The 14,050-nt window shown below is 47.4% G+C and carries 13 protein-coding genes; 4 read left to right on the forward strand and 9 right to left on the reverse strand.

Going from position 1 to position 14,050, the window contains the following annotated elements; all coding sequences use genetic code 11:
- Window positions 1-10: 10 nt before the first annotated feature.
- On the reverse strand, window positions 11-775 hold the full coding sequence (locus LWP20_RS02875) for a BT1926 family outer membrane beta-barrel protein (RefSeq protein ID WP_242926603.1): 765 nt from the start codon (window positions 773-775) through the stop codon (window positions 11-13).
- Window positions 776-1,222: 447 nt separating this feature from the next.
- Between LWP20_RS02875 and LWP20_RS02880 the strand changes: the two genes are divergently transcribed.
- A complete protein-coding gene (locus LWP20_RS02880; RefSeq protein ID WP_242926604.1) occupies window positions 1,223-2,044 on the forward strand; it encodes a sulfite exporter TauE/SafE family protein in 822 nt (273 codons plus the stop codon).
- An 18-nt stretch (window positions 2,045-2,062) separates the two neighbouring features.
- On the opposite strand, the gene LWP20_RS02885 is transcribed toward LWP20_RS02880, so the two are convergent.
- From LWP20_RS02885 to LWP20_RS02900, 4 genes are read right to left on the reverse strand one after another with little or no spacing between them, the layout of a single operon-like run.
- The gene (locus LWP20_RS02885) at window positions 2,063-3,493 is read right to left on the reverse strand and encodes a TolC family protein (RefSeq protein ID WP_242926605.1); all 1,431 of its coding nucleotides are present in this window, start codon (window positions 3,491-3,493) and stop codon (window positions 2,063-2,065) included.
- A gap of 8 nt (window positions 3,494-3,501) precedes the next feature.
- A complete protein-coding gene (locus LWP20_RS02890; RefSeq protein ID WP_242926606.1) occupies window positions 3,502-4,854 on the reverse strand; it encodes an HlyD family secretion protein in 1,353 nt (450 codons plus the stop codon).
- 3 nt (window positions 4,855-4,857) lie between these two features.
- Window positions 4,858-6,591 (reverse strand): peptidase domain-containing ABC transporter, encoded by a 1,734-nt coding sequence (locus LWP20_RS02895; RefSeq protein ID WP_242926607.1) that lies wholly within the window; start codon window positions 6,589-6,591, stop codon window positions 4,858-4,860.
- Window positions 6,588-7,283 (reverse strand): TetR/AcrR family transcriptional regulator, encoded by a 696-nt coding sequence (locus tag LWP20_RS02900; protein WP_242926608.1) that lies wholly within the window; start codon window positions 7,281-7,283, stop codon window positions 6,588-6,590. Before LWP20_RS02900 ends, LWP20_RS02895 begins: the two co-directional genes overlap by 4 nt.
- A gap of 232 nt (window positions 7,284-7,515) precedes the next feature.
- Here LWP20_RS02900 and LWP20_RS02905 point away from each other — a divergent pair, with 232 nt between their 5' ends.
- Window positions 7,516-8,781 (forward strand): DEAD/DEAH box helicase, encoded by a 1,266-nt coding sequence (locus LWP20_RS02905; RefSeq protein ID WP_242926609.1) that lies wholly within the window; start codon window positions 7,516-7,518, stop codon window positions 8,779-8,781.
- 74 nt (window positions 8,782-8,855) lie between these two features.
- On the opposite strand, the gene LWP20_RS02910 is transcribed toward LWP20_RS02905, so the two are convergent.
- The 3 genes from LWP20_RS02910 to LWP20_RS02920 form a co-directional block, all read right to left on the reverse strand.
- Window positions 8,856-10,169 (reverse strand): hemolysin family protein, encoded by a 1,314-nt coding sequence (locus tag LWP20_RS02910; RefSeq protein ID WP_242926610.1) that lies wholly within the window; start codon window positions 10,167-10,169, stop codon window positions 8,856-8,858.
- A gap of 58 nt (window positions 10,170-10,227) precedes the next feature.
- On the reverse strand, window positions 10,228-10,761 hold the full coding sequence (locus LWP20_RS02915) for a dihydrofolate reductase family protein (RefSeq protein ID WP_242926611.1): 534 nt from the start codon (window positions 10,759-10,761) through the stop codon (window positions 10,228-10,230).
- A 113-nt stretch (window positions 10,762-10,874) separates the two neighbouring features.
- A complete protein-coding gene (locus LWP20_RS02920; RefSeq protein ID WP_242926612.1) occupies window positions 10,875-11,084 on the reverse strand; it encodes a YgaP family membrane protein in 210 nt (69 codons plus the stop codon).
- Between the two features lie 186 nt (window positions 11,085-11,270).
- Here LWP20_RS02920 and LWP20_RS02925 point away from each other — a divergent pair, with 186 nt between their 5' ends.
- Both LWP20_RS02925 and LWP20_RS02930 read left to right on the forward strand, forming a co-directional pair.
- Window positions 11,271-11,618, forward strand: coding sequence for a DUF2752 domain-containing protein (locus tag LWP20_RS02925; protein ID WP_242926613.1), 348 nt, complete (start codon window positions 11,271-11,273; stop codon window positions 11,616-11,618).
- Window positions 11,611-11,976, forward strand: coding sequence for a TM2 domain-containing protein (locus LWP20_RS02930; protein WP_242926614.1), 366 nt, complete (start codon window positions 11,611-11,613; stop codon window positions 11,974-11,976). Before LWP20_RS02925 ends, LWP20_RS02930 begins: the two co-directional genes overlap by 8 nt.
- Before the next feature lie 18 nt (window positions 11,977-11,994).
- Here the strand turns inward: LWP20_RS02930 and LWP20_RS02935 are convergent, their stop codons facing one another.
- On the reverse strand, window positions 11,995-13,953 hold the full coding sequence (locus tag LWP20_RS02935) for a M1 family metallopeptidase (protein ID WP_242926615.1): 1,959 nt from the start codon (window positions 13,951-13,953) through the stop codon (window positions 11,995-11,997).
- Window positions 13,954-14,050: the final 97 nt, after the last annotated feature.

The raw sequence follows: 14,050 nt of genomic DNA on the forward strand, positions 1-14,050 counted from the left end.
TGTCTGGTTCTTAGAATACATACCCTATTCTTACTCCATTCATCAGGCTTGGGCCAAACGAAAAAGAAGTGTTGGTAACATCAGCAGTATTAGAAGGGGAGCTGTTAGAGTCGCTCTGCTTTACCTCTATGTCATCCAGCGATTTTTTACTGAAGCCAAAGTTTACCTCATAGCCAAAGAACAGGTTTTTGGCCATATAAAAGTCAAAACCGGTTACCAGGTTCAGGCCATAGCGAGAGTATCCCTGCTGTGTGTAAGTATAGTATGTCTGTGGTGGATACCCGTTGGAGTAGCTGTTCTCGCGCCATGCACCTGTAATAGTAGTAGTAGAGTTGCCGGAAGTGATTTCCTGCTCTGATGTCTTCTTTTCTAAAATAAGATCAGCTCCTGCATAAGGAGATAGCCTTCTGGTACCTTTAAAATGCTTTTCAATACCAAGGTTCACTCCGATAGTAGTGCTGTTGCGTTCATCTTTGCTGTTGTAAGAGTTCGTGCCGTAAGGGTTAGAGCTCTCAAAGAGTCTGCTCTCTCTGTTACCGTTAAAGCCCAGGCGAAAAGCCATGTCAGACTTAAGGAAGTAACGGAACTTCAGCTGGTTGAGAGAGTTGTTCAGGCTGATGGTGCCGTTAAACGGGTTTACATTAAGCTCTGTGGCTATCTGCTTTGCCTGTGGTTTTAACGATGATACAAAAACGCTGTCTGCCTGTGAAGTTTGTCCATAAGAAGTAATGGCGGCTAGTGTGCAAGCTGAGAGTGCGAGTAAAAATGTTTTCATTAAAATAGATTAAGAATGGATGCGCGAATATAGAAGCTTAAAGTATAACATGCGATAAACGATAGAAAATTTTGTACAATTTTAAAGTTAAAGCGGGGCTGCTTAAACAAGGGTTAAAGTTGGCAGATTTAAATATGGCTGGCTTTGAAGGGTAGAGCAACAGCTTCGGTGTAACGATTAGTATTTAGGGTAAACAAGCGCAGCAGCAAGTATAAATCGAAAATATCTTTACCAAAATGTTCTAAAAATGCGCTCCTGAGCAACAGCCTACCCCGCCGAAGAGCTCCCGGATAGGCTGTTTTAACACAGCATGTCTGTACTTTTTATACTTCGGGTTTTTGAGATGAACTAATTCATGCGCTTAGCACCTTTAAATCAGTGCAAAACCTTAACTTGTGCCACTTTTATCAAAACTAGAATTCAGACTATAAAATAGCTTATACTTCGGTGGAAGAAATTATTTACCTGTGCCTGTTTGCTTTTTTGGCAGGCTTTATTGATTCGGTTGTAGGAGGGGGAGGCCTTATTCAGTTGCCGGCGTTATTGGTGTTTTTGCCGGGTGTGCCGTTGCCGGTAGCTTTTGGCACTGGTAAATTTGCAGGCATTGCGGGTACCACGGCTGCTATGGTAAAGTATGTGCGCACGGTTAAGATCAACTACCTGGCTATACTTCCGGCGGCATTAGCAGCTTTTATCTGCTCGTTTCTGGGAGCCCGCGCCCTGAGCCACCTTGATGTGAGTCTGCTGAAGCCGCTGATTCTGATCCTGCTCATACTTGTTGCGATCTATACTTTTATCCGGAAAGATTTTGGCTCATTACATGCCCCTAAGCTTACCGATGCCAAGGAGAAATTATATGGACTTCTGATTGGCGCTGCCATTGGTTTTTACGATGGCTTTTTTGGTCCCGGCACCGGCAGCTTCCTGATCTTTATCTTTATCGGTATTTTCGGGTTTAACTTTCTGGCGGCTTCGGCGGCGGCTAAAGTAGTGAATGTAGCAACCAACCTGTCGGCGCTTTTATACTTCGGCTACAAAGGGTTTATACTTTACGAAGTGGCTATACCGATGGCAATCTGCAGTATTATCGGGTCGCAGTTGGGTACGCGTACAGCCCTAAAGCGAGGAGTTGGCTTTGTGCGTGTGCTGTTCTTGGTGGTGGTTACCGGCATCATTTTTAAATTTGCTTACGACACGTTTGGTACGGGCGGGCAGGAGTTTGTAAAGCTTGGTGTTGCGCTGCAGGAGTTAGTAGGTTTAAAAGGATAAACGGTTACAAGTATAAAATTACTTCGCCTCCATACTTCCTGCCGACCAGTATAGAAAGGTGCGGGCTTTGGCATACTTCGCCTGTAAGTTGTATAGTTTAACCTGCGCCTCCAGCAGTTTCAGTTCGCGTGAGTTTACCAGGAACAAAGAGCTTTCACCGTTTTCGAAGCGGGTAACTTCGCCATTGCGGAGGATATTGGCATTCTCCACCATTTGCTGCTGCAGGCGTATCTGCTCTTCCAGGGCCAGCCACTCGTTGTATGCAGCCAGCAGGTTATTCTCTATTTCTCTTGAGGCTTGTATCTGCTCCAGGGCATTGGTTTGCTGTTTAGCTTTTGTCAGCTGTAGTTTGCCCCGTTCCTGCCGCAGAAAAAGCGGAAGGCTAAAGCTAAGGCCCAGCTTATAGTTTTCGCCCATAAACCGGTTGTCCCACATTTCGGGTCTCATGTAAAAATCGCTTTGCAGCAGGTTATACTCTGCATTCAGTTTAGGTTTCAGCTTATCGGCGGCAAAGCGTTGTTCTATTTGCAGCTGCTCGCCTTTCAGGGTTAGTTTGCGCAGGTCGGGGTGGTTGGTTCTGGCTGTTTCCAGTAACTGTTTCAGGTCTGCTGCGGATAGGGTTGCCACTTCGCTGCCGACTATGGCGGGTATGGTGTTTTCCTGCAGCTCAAGCGGTGTTTCGTTTTCGGCCCACAGGTGCGTGGCAACCATCAGGCGGGCGTTGTTATAACCTAAAAGAGCCTCCTGCAGCAGTACCTGCCGGGTTTGTACTTCCGTAAGGGCCTCTACAGTATCGATAGCAGCCAGATCACCTTCCTGCGCACGCGCCTTTACTGCCTTCAGCCTGAAATCAGCCAGCCCTACCGACTCTTGGTAAAGCTGAGCCTGCTGGTAATAAAAAAGCCAGTCCCAGTAATCTTTGGTAGCCTGCAACAGCAGTTTGTTGATGAGTTTTACACGTTCTGCTTCAGCAATATCCTGCATCAAACGGGCCTGCCGTATAGTAGCGCGGCGTTCATCTATAAATAAACCCTGACCCAGCGGTACTGATATACCTACCGAGCTTAGCCCATCAGAAGGAGTGGTGTTTTCCGGGTTCAGGTACTGGCCCTGGTTCTTCTCAAAGCCTGCTTTCAGCTCAGGTCCGAACCAGAGAGGCACGTATAGGGTGTTGTTCCAGAGGTTATAGTATTCTTTGCCGCCAAACTCCTTTCGGTATACTTTGCTGGCGATAACTGGGTCTAGAGTGCCGCGGGCAATGCGCAGCTCCTGCCGGGCCTGCTCCGAAAGCAAGGCTGCCTGTGCCGCTACCGGGTGGTGCTGCAGAATAATCTGATGAAACTCCTGCAACGTGAGCACCTTCTGTTGCTGTGCCTGCCCATACGTTAATGCAGGTATAAAGAGCAGAAGCAACAGGGCAATATCTTTGATATAGTTGATCTTATACATGCTCCTGGTTACTTCTTTTCAGAGGGTTTTGCGGTGTCCTTTGATTCTGTTGTGGAAGTATAATCTGGCGGGAAGTTGTTGAGCTGGCGCCATAGTTCGTACCAGACAGGTACCGTTTTCAGCATAGCCCAACCATATACACCGGAGCCCACACGTAGCTGATCAGGCCATGGCTCTTCTTCCGGGTCTGGCACTACCAGCATACGGTACCTTCCGTTTGTTCCGGTATTGTCTATTATGGCTACCTTGCCACCAAAAGTGCCGAAACTTGCGCCAGGCCAACCAGAAAAAACAATGGTAGGCCAGCCTTCAAATTGTAGACGCACTTCATCTCCAGGTTTTATCAGTGGCAGGTCAAGCGCGTTAACATAAAGCTCAGCGGCCAGTTGCGGGTTGCGGGGCATAATGGTGGCAAGGGGTTCGCCTTCTTTTATAGTTTCGCCTATACCTGCTTTCAACGTCTGTACTACATAGCCATCCTGCGGGGCCACTATCTGGTAATACTGGCTCCGGATCTCCGTGCTGCTGTACTCATTCTGCAACTTGGCAACATCGGCCTGGGCAGTATAAATGTAGGAACGGGTAGCGCTGAGCTCGGCCTCTGCCTTGGCAATTTTGTCTCCATACTCCGCCTGCAGCGAGTTCAGTTCGGTGCGGGCGTTCTGCAGCTCGGCACGGGAGGCGTTATACTTGTTTTCCAGCGAAAGTAGTTTTGCCTGAGCCTCCTGTAGTTTAAGGCGGCGCTGCTCCAGCTCCGTCAGCGACTTAAGCCCCTGCTTGTACAGGTTTTCCTGGCGCCCGAACTGCGATTGGGCAATAGCCAGCTCAGTGCGCTGTGCCACTACATCCATACTATCGCTCTGCAGTTTCAGGCGGGTCTGGATCACTTTGTTTCGTCCTTTCTGCAAACTGAACACAAGGCCCTCACGTAAGGCTTTTATCTGCTCCTGCATGGCCTGTTCTTTGGCTCTGTTGGCTTCTACGGCATCCTGTTTGGCATCTACCTGCTCGCCCAGGCGCGCAAGCAGGTTTGGGTCCATGTACTTTTCTTTTATTTCAGACAGGCTGGCAATGGTATCGCCTTTCTTTACAAAAGCGCCTTCCAATACGTGCCATTGCTCAATACGGCCAGCTATAGTTGCCTCCACGGTTTGTGGTCTGTCCTGCGGGCGAAGGGCAGTAAGAGTACCTTGCGAGCGGATGTTCTGTGTCCAGGGCAGGAAGAGTGACAGTATCAGGCCCAGGAAGATACCACCAATCCAATAGCTTAGCGTGCGGCCCAGGTGCGGGGTCTGCACCTCTGACATCACCTCGAGCTGTTGCTTTTCTGTATCGTCAAATACTTTTAGTTCGGGTGCCATACGTTATGCTGATACCTGGGTTAGTTCCTGTAAAACATCAAGGTGCTTAATCTCCTCGTAGCTGCCGTTGGCTGCCAGGTAGCCATCCTGTAATACCAATACGCGGTCGCACAGCTGCATTACTTCCCTGTCGTTCGATACAATGATGATGGTCCAGGTAAACTGCGGGCTGGTGAGCAGGTGCAGGAATTCTTCTTTCTCGGTTTTTGCCATGCCGGCCCAGTAATTGTCGATGATGAGAAGCTTAGGGCGCTGCACCAGGCTGCGGGCCATCACTATCTTACGGGACACACTGCCCGGCAGGTGCAGGCTGCCTCCGGTAAGGTAAGCGTGCAGCCCTTCCGGCAGCGAGTGCACAAACTCTGTAAGGCCGGCTTCTTCAATAGCCCAAAGTACATCGCTCATGGGTAGCTCTCGCCCTAAGGTGATATTATCCAGCAGAGTGCCGTCAAATACCTGTTCTTTTGAAATATTATCGCCAATGAGACTGCGGAGGTTGCCCTTGTGCAGGTCGTGAAGCGAAATGCCGTTAAAGGTAAGGCTGCCCTCGTAAGACGGCAGTAAACCAAGCAGAATGTTGATAAGCGTGGTTTTGCCGGAGTTGTTAAACCCCGAAAGGCACACATGCTCGGATGGCTGAATAGTAAAATCGATGTTTTGCAGCGCTACTTTTCTGGAGTCACGGAACTTGTAGCTCAGATTCTTTGCCTGCAGACTCAGCCCGCCATTCAGCGGCAGCTCGCTTAACTTTATACCTTCCATCTCTTCAATAGGTAAATCAGTTACCTGGCCAATCTTATCGAGGCTTGTCATTACATCATACACGGTGTCCAGCTTGATCATGATCTTTTCTACTGCGCTCATGATCAGGATGATGATGATTTCCGAAGCCACAAATTGGCCAATGTTTATTTCCTGCTGCACTACCAGGATACAGCCCAGTACCAGCAACCCACCTGTGATAAATGTTTTAAAGCCAACAAAGCTGAAGTACTGCGTCATCAGTACCTTAAAGTGCTCGCGGCGTACCTCCAGGTAACTTTTTACAAAATAATTAGTGCGCTCCATTGGCAGGCTGGTGTGGCCCACCAGTTTAAATGTGCTTATCGATCGGGCCATCTCCTCCAGCCAGGCCACCAGCTTATATTTATACTTTGATTCTTTTATGCTTGTATCCAGGCCTTTATCGCCGGTAAGCCAGATAATGCCTACCAACACCAGTACCAGTATCAGCCCCAGAAAGATAAAATAAGGATGGTAGAACGAGAGCAGGATGATGCCAAAAACGATCTGGATAACAGCAGTGGAAAAATCAACCAGTATTTTGGCAAGCCCTTTCTGGAGCGTAACTACATCAAAAAAACGGTTCATAAGCTCCGGCGGGTAATATTTCTGTAATGCCTCCGGCTGAAAACGTGGCAGGCGGTAAGCAAACTCGGAGGCAGTTCTAACAAAAAGGCGCTGCTGTATAAACTCTACCAGCCACAACTGCATTACCTGCAAGCCGCCAACTATAAGCAAGGCCAGCACAATCAGGCTTATCAGCACCACTACCGAAACCGACACCTGCCCGCTCGATACGAAGCCGATTATACTTTGTATACCCAGCGGCAGCACCAGGCTGATAAGTCCTGCAGCTATGGCATACACATATAAGTACATAATTTCCCGGCGCTCTATGGAGAGCAGCTGCAGGAAACGTTGCATGGGGGTATACTTTCTGGCTTGGGTACTCATACTTGCTGCTTTAAGGGTGTGTTTATGGCCGCAAAGATCAGGTGCTGCAAAAATGCGGATGTTTCTGCCTCGGGTTGCCCGTGCCGCTGTATGTTAGTAAGCGAGGGCAGGTGCCGGGCAAAGAATACCTGCTGGTGGGCCGCCTCCAGTATAGTGCTTACGAGTGTCTGCGGGTAAGGATAATCGGGTGCCAGTACCAGCACCATATCGGCAATGTGCCTGCAAAGTCGCTTGTATTCCATAAAATAGCCTTCTCTGTTGTCGGCGTCTACAGCTTTTGTGTGATATACTTTGGAAGCCTCGGCAATTACAATGCGGTGCAGTGCCGCTTCATCTACATGCGGAGTTGCCGGGTCGTTTATATTTGATCTGCTGATAACCGAAATAGCCCGGTTCAGGCACTCAAGTGGGTCTTGTATGTTGTTTGTCTCGAACGTAACCCGGTAATTTATCCAGGCCCAGTACCACGACACCAGGTATACCAGCAGCTTATGCTTGTTTTCGAAGTACCGGTAAATGGAAGCCTCAGTCGAGCTGATTTCTCTGGCCAGTTTTTTAAAAGTGAAGTCCTCAAATCCCAGTTCATCTATCAGTTTTATACTTACTGCGATAATCTTACGGCCCAGTTCGGTGCTTTCCGGCTCACGCAGGTAAGACTGATGGTTGAGATGCAGCTGCACACTTGTTGCCATTTGGTTTATACTTCGTTATTTTTCCTATAACTAGTAGGAGGTATAATTGTTCAGGATTGCTTCTTTAAATAATAGTAATGCTATCATTATAGTTTGTATAGCAGCTACTTTAGGTGGTATGCGGAGTTTAAAATGACCTATACTTACAACAATAAACAATTAGACGTACCTTTGTATGTAGCGCCAGCCGTACGTAAAGTATAGGCAGTGCAAATTATACTTTCGCAGCAACATGAAGTTCGAAGATTACCGCATATCCGACGAGATCAAAAAAAGCCTTGAAAAACTGGGCTATAAAAAACCTACTGATATACAGTTCAAGGCCATTCCACCGATCATGAAAGGGGAGGATGTGCTGGCTATTGCCCAGACCGGTACCGGTAAAACGGCAGCTTTTGCCATTCCGATTCTGGACAGGCTGCAATTCAGCAAAAACAGAAGGCGTGGCGATGGTATTAAATGCGTAGTGATGGTGCCCACGCGTGAACTTGCCCTGCAGATAACCGAGGTTTTTAACGAGATTGGCCGCCATACCCGTGTAGATACTTTTAGTGTGTTTGGCGGCGTAGAGCAAGGCCCGCAGATTGCGAAGCTGGAAGCAGGTATAGATATCCTGGTTGCAACGCCGGGCCGCCTGTTCGACCTGGTAAGCCAGGGGCATATTAACCTGAACCGTGTTGAGGTGCTGGTGCTGGACGAAGCCGATCACATGCTGGATCTGGGTTTTATACATGATATCCGCCAGCTGATTACTAAGTTGCCACGCAACCGCCAGACGCTTTTCTTCTCGGCAACTATAGATGAAAAAATAAAAGACCTTGCCTATTCGCTGGTAAACAAGCCGGTACGCATCCAGATTTCGCCTAAAGACCCGGTGTCTAAAAACGTAGACCACTCGGTGATGTATGTAGAGATGGATGACAAGCGCTTTTTCCTGGAGCGTGTGGTGCGTGAAAATCCGGATAAAAAAATACTGGCCTTTGTGCGCACAAAAGTTCGTGCCGAGCGTGTGGTGGCAGCCATGGAGCGTGCAGGCATTGAGGCCATAAGTATACATGGTGGCAAAGAGCAGAAAGACCGCCTCGATGTGATGAAGAAATTTAAGAAAGGCGACGTGAAGCTGCTGATCGCTACTGACGTAAGTGCCCGGGGTATTGACATACCAAACGTGGATTACGTGGTAAATTATGACCTGCCTGATCAGCCTGAGAACTATGTGCACCGTGTAGGCCGTACTGGCCGCGGTACCGCCAAAGGTATAGCCGTAAGTTTCTGTGCTCCTGAAGAAAAGCCCGTACTCGACGAGATTCAGCAATACCTGACCAAAGACATAAAAGTACTTCAGTTAGATAGAGAAGACCACGAAGCAACCATAGATTTCTCGGCAGCTGCCACTTACGACTGGAAAGCCCTTATAAAAGAAGCAGAAGAATCGGAAGCCCAAGCCAAAATTGCCAAAAGCAAAAAAGCGAAAGCTAAGAGCAAGAAAAAGAAGTAACGCGGTTTATACTTCAACAAAGAAAGCCTGTACTGATGCATTATCGGTACAGGCTTTTGCTTTTTAGAATCGGCTTATTGGGTAGTCGTGCCGTCATTGTCTTTTGTTGGGGCCACTTGCTTAAGCAACAGTTTATCTATGCGGCTGCCATCCATGTCAATTACCTCCATCTGGTAATTGTTTACCGTTAGTTTGTCGCCGCTTTTGGGTATTTTGGCAAGGTGGTAATATACAAAACCAGCCAGCGTGGTATAATGGTCTGTGTTTTCAGGTACAAGCTGCAGGCCCAGCGTATGGTTTAATTCACGGGCAAGTATAGATCCATTAACAAGGTAGCTGCCATCTTCCCGCTCCACTACATCAGGTTCTTCCGTTTCATCAATATCCGGCAGGTCGCCTACAATAGCTTCCATTATATCGTGTAAGGTAATAATGCCTTCTACGGCACCAAATTCATTTACCACTAAAGCCAGGTACTGGCGTTTTTTCTGGAAAAGCCTGAGTGTTTTTACAGCCAGCATGATCTCTGATACAAACAAAGGCTTCTGCAAAAGGTCGGTGAATTTTACTTCCTCATTTCCGTAGTTCTCAAAATAATCCTTCACAGATAGCATGCCAACCACATTGTCTATACCGCCCTGGCAAACCGGAAATTTAGTATGAGCACTTTTCGAGATGGCCTGCCGGATCTTCTCCTGTGGCCAGTTCAGGTCTATTAATTCCACGTCGGTCCGGTACGTCATCAGGCTGCGGTTGCGCTGGTCGAAGAGGTGGAAAACATTGTCGTGTATGCGCTCTTCTTCTTTCTCCAGCACACCTTCTTTGCCCGCTACTTTTATCAGGTGCCGCAGTTCATCTTCTGTAAGCGATGCGCCGCCAGGGTTTTCTTTTACGCGCAGCAGTTTAAGAAAAAGGTTGGTAGAGCCTGAAAGCAGCTTTACCAGCGGATATGTGATCATGGTAAAAACATTGATGATTGGGGCGACTGTTAAAGCGATTCCTTCGGGGTTGTTCATGGCTATGGTTTTCGGAATCAGTTCGCCAATAACGATGGTAAAGTAGGTGATCAGGCCGATGATCAGGGTAATGGAAATTTGTTGGGCGTAAGGTGCCAGCGGTTTTATACTTTCAATAACCGGTTGCAGGTCATCAGACAGTGCGGAGCCGCCATAGGCACCAGCCACAATGCCAATTAGTGTTATACCCACCTGCACCGACGATAGGAAATTTTCCGGGTCTTCCAGCAGCTTAAGTACCGTTTTAGCACTTGAGCTGCCTTGCGCTGCTTTATGCTCTATGCGCGAGCGCCTCAGCGAAACCAGCGCAATCTCGGATAAGGCAAAAAAACCGTTGAGAAGGGTAAGTATAAATATAATGAGTATCTCCATAGTGTTTTAGTACGGGTGGGGGTAGTGCCGGGTAATTTAAGCTACACCTGATTTTCCACTATGTAGTATACCTTACCTGCAAAAAGCCATTGCGGTAGAGGTTATTATGTGCGGGCAGTAGTTTAAGTTTATGCTCGCGGGCATCTGCCGAGAAAAGCGGGATGCCTTTGCCAAGTATAATGGGTATGTAAGTAAGTATAATCTCATCGAGCAGGCCGGCATTCAGTACCAGCGCGTTAAGCTCTCCTCCACCAATTAACCAGATATCTTTGCCGGGTTGTTCTTTCAGTTTCTCTACAAAATCAACAATATTATCCTTTACAAAAGTTACGTGTTCTGTATTCTCGTGCGCTGACCGGCTGAAAACATAGTTCTTTTTGTCGGAGTAGGGGAAAGGCATATCCATGCCGAGGACGGCCTTGTAAGTACTGTTGCCCATCAGTGTGGTGTCTATGGTTTCGAGGAAAGCGCTGTAGCCAAAATCCTCATCGGGTATGTTATACTTTTTATCCTGAAGCCAGTCGATATTGCCATCGGGGCGGGCAATGTAACCGTCGAGGCTGGCGGCAATATACAGTACAATTCTTCTCATAGTTATTGTTTGCGGTAGCCGGGTTATACTTTCCCATACTGCGTAATATTGTTTCGGCTATACGGCATTACCAGCAGATGTATGCACAGTAAGTATAAAAATAATGAAGAACGCTACCGCTTTACTTTTCGGGTTTTTACCTGGCTGCATCCGTTATAGCCTATTGCCTCGTTTACAGGGCAGTAGCGTAGCATGCCGGTAAGTATGGGTATGATGCCTACCACTGCCAGCCATTTTACATTATAATAAGCGCCAACTCCAATCATGGCCATGCCAGCCAGTACCCGCGCTTTTTGTTCTATCATTCCTACGTTGCATTCCATAGTTATACTTTATAGTTGGTTTATACTTGGTTAAATGTAGTGCAGGGATACAGGTAACTGTTCGATTTATACTTTGCTCATCTATGGCGGGTGAAACGGATTTACTTGCTTTTGGTAAATTTTAAGTATAAATTATATCCTGCTAATGGATTACGGCAGCCCTAAGTTAAAGTTAAGGTATAAAACGTGCGTTTAAAACATCCGGAAGTGGTCATAGTTAATCAACAGAAAGGATATTTGCTGGAGGTAATAGTATGGGTGCTGGGTATAACGCTGCTTGCTTTTATGGAACCAGGGCAGGAGCATTTGTTTAGTTTTTGCCCTTTTAGCTGGCTGCTGCAGGATGGTTGCCCGGGTTGCGGGATAGGCCATGCTATAGCGTATATTTTCAGAGGCGAATGGCAGGCATCGTGGGAGGCGCACCCACTGGCAGTGCCGGCTTTGCTTGTACTTGGCCACCGGGTAGTTATGCTGCTCAGGTTATACTTTACTATTACAACCAACCATACTTATATAAAACCAACCCATGGCTAACATCCTGAACATAATGCCCGAATTACAGGCCGACGAGATGGCTTATGTGCAAAACATTATCCGTGATATGAGCGAAGAGCGGGCGCAACAATTCGCTAACATTTATCGGGCCCGGCGCCGAGACCCCATGTTAATACTTGTTACAGCGCTTCTGGGCTTTGTACTGGTGTCGGGTGTGCAGCGGTTTGTACTTGGCCAGATCGGAATGGGGTTGTTATACTTCTTCACAGGTGGTCTTTGCCTGGTAGGTACTATCATCGATGTGATTAACTACCGCCGCCTGGCTTTTGAGTATAATGTGAAAGAAGCGCAACTGGTTAACGCCATGATGAACGGGCAATACGGCAGTAATTATTAAAGTATAAACTTAAGGTTGCTACAGCTTTATAAAGGTAGCGCGGTGGTAATTAGTGCCATCGCTTACCTGAAGTATATACATGCCAGCCGGTAAATCTGCTACTGGTACGGCTGTTTCTTCATTTACTGTTTGCTGAAGGCGCTTTACCAGACGGCCAGTTCTGTCATATATTTCGATGGCAACAGGTATAAAGTTCAGTTTGGCCAGTTTAAGGAAAGTATAAGCCGGGTTTGGGTACAGTAATGGTTGCTCCGGAGCAGGCACCACCAGGTTTTCGTTCTTCAGAGCTTGCGTGTTGTTGTTTAGTAGCCAGTTGTCAGGGTCTGTCTCTATGCCGGTAACGGTGCCTTTTACACGCAGTACATATTGTTCTGCGGGCTCGTTATGCGGAACCCTTACTGTTATATCTTCTTCAGTAGTCTGGATTTTATACGTTACATCTGTTTTGAAAAAAGGTGTAAGGCCGCTGGGTGTTTGCGTTGATGCCAATACTATCTGGTTGCCCTCCTGGTTCCATTCCACATTAAAAGTAGGCCAGCCTTCGCCGAGGTACCATTGCTCGAAAAAGTAATCGAGGTTCAGTTTGCTTGTTTCTTCAAATACGCGCTGCAGATCTGTGGTGCTGGCAGTGCTACCTTTATACTTCTGCTGGTAATTGCGCAATGCCTGAAAAAATACCTGGTCGTTGTTGATGGTATAACGCAGCATGTGCAATACAGCAGCTCCTTTTTTATAAGAAAGCCTGTAGTCAAATATCCGGTTTACATTGGTAGTGTCGGGTACACGCAGGCTTCCATTGAGCCGCTGCAATACAGCGTTATGGGCGAACAGCATCCATTCGCGGGCTCCCGCGGGGTTATACTTTTGCAGGGCCAGAAATTCAGCATAAGAGGCAAATCCTTCATTCAGCCAGATGTCGGACCACGAAGCGCAGGTTACGTTATCGCCAAACCACTGGTGTGCCAGCTCATGGGCTGTCAGTGTAAAGTTAAAGCTGCTTTGGGTGGTCATGGTCTGGTGCTCCATGCCGCCACCAATGGGTGCCATGCTATGGCCATACTTTTCGGCGGCAAAAGGGTATAGCGTAAACAAGTCTGAAAAATGCTCGATCAGCATCGGAATGCCGTTCATCTCATTTCTGTATAAGTTGACAGCACCGCGGTATACATAATTAACAACAGGTATTGGTTTGCTGGCACCATTTGGCCGGGCTTCCACCAGGTATTCTTCATAGTTAGATACAGCCACCGAAATCAGGTAGTACGCAATCGGGTAGCGCGATTTCCATTCGTATCTTACTTTGTTATCAGGCAGTTTTACGGTATTTGTAAGCAAGCCATTAGAACCCGCTTTATTCTCAGAGCTGGTGGTTACAAACACATGCACCGAGTCTGCTTTATCGGTTAACACCTGTTTGCTTGGCCACCACTCGTAAGCAGCATAAGGCTCGCTCAGGCTCCAGGTAACCTGGTTGCCCCACTGGGGCTCGGTAGCCGAACTAAACCCATTACCGATAGCTGCATTGCCGCTGTTAGGCGCAGTGCCTTTATAATTGATGATAGCAGTAAGTTTAGCAGGAGATAATACAGGAGCAGGAATTTCTACAGTAACATCGGAACCAGTACGGTTTATACTTTGCGCCAATTGCCCGTTTATACTTATTGATTCGATGGTGAAGGCCGGGTGCAGTTCAAAAGCAAATGTATCTAAACGGGCGGTTTTCAATTTTGCTTCTGTAGTTACGGAGCCCTCTATATAAGTAGTGTTCCGCTCTAGTTTCAGGTCAAGTTTATAGAACGTAACATCATATTGGTTCATGCGCTGTTGGTGGCTCGGGGCAGCTACTGCCTGGCGCTGCGTATTGTTTATCCGGCTCTCGGCACAACTGGCTATACCTGGCAATTGCTGCGCTACACTAAGGTTACCTGATACCTGTAGTATAATAAGCAGTATACTCAGGAGTAATTTCTTTTGCATAATCAATTACTGTAGTTCTCCAGGTATAATATAGGTAAAAGATTTATACTTTAAGCATACTTCACTATACTTATTTATTGCCGAATTGCATGAGCTG

It is taken from the genome of Pontibacter vulgaris (genome assembly GCF_022758145.1).
Classification (GTDB): domain Bacteria; phylum Bacteroidota; class Bacteroidia; order Cytophagales; family Hymenobacteraceae; genus Pontibacter; species Pontibacter vulgaris.

Excerpts from the sequence above, each read along its gene's own strand:
- LWP20_RS02920 (WP_242926612.1), bottom strand. The coding sequence starts at position 11,084 with ATGGAATGCAACGTAGGAATGATAGAACAAAAAGCGCGGGTACTGGCT.
- LWP20_RS02875 (WP_242926603.1), bottom strand. The coding sequence starts at position 775 with ATGAAAACATTTTTACTCGCACTCTCAGCTTGCACACTAGCCGCCATT.
- LWP20_RS02930 (WP_242926614.1), top strand. The coding sequence starts at position 11,611 with ATGGCTAACATCCTGAACATAATGCCCGAATTACAGGCCGACGAGATG.
- LWP20_RS02905 (WP_242926609.1), top strand. The coding sequence starts at position 7,516 with ATGAAGTTCGAAGATTACCGCATATCCGACGAGATCAAAAAAAGCCTT.
- LWP20_RS02915 (WP_242926611.1), bottom strand. The coding sequence starts at position 10,761 with ATGAGAAGAATTGTACTGTATATTGCCGCCAGCCTCGACGGTTACATT.
- LWP20_RS02885 (WP_242926605.1), bottom strand. The coding sequence starts at position 3,493 with ATGTATAAGATCAACTATATCAAAGATATTGCCCTGTTGCTTCTGCTC.
- LWP20_RS02935 (WP_242926615.1), bottom strand. The coding sequence starts at position 13,953 with ATGCAAAAGAAATTACTCCTGAGTATACTGCTTATTATACTACAGGTA.
- LWP20_RS02890 (WP_242926606.1), bottom strand. The coding sequence starts at position 4,854 with ATGGCACCCGAACTAAAAGTATTTGACGATACAGAAAAGCAACAGCTC.
- LWP20_RS02910 (WP_242926610.1), bottom strand. The coding sequence starts at position 10,169 with ATGGAGATACTCATTATATTTATACTTACCCTTCTCAACGGTTTTTTT.
- LWP20_RS02895 (WP_242926607.1), bottom strand. The coding sequence starts at position 6,591 with ATGAGTACCCAAGCCAGAAAGTATACCCCCATGCAACGTTTCCTGCAG.
- LWP20_RS02900 (WP_242926608.1), bottom strand. The coding sequence starts at position 7,283 with ATGGCAACAAGTGTGCAGCTGCATCTCAACCATCAGTCTTACCTGCGT.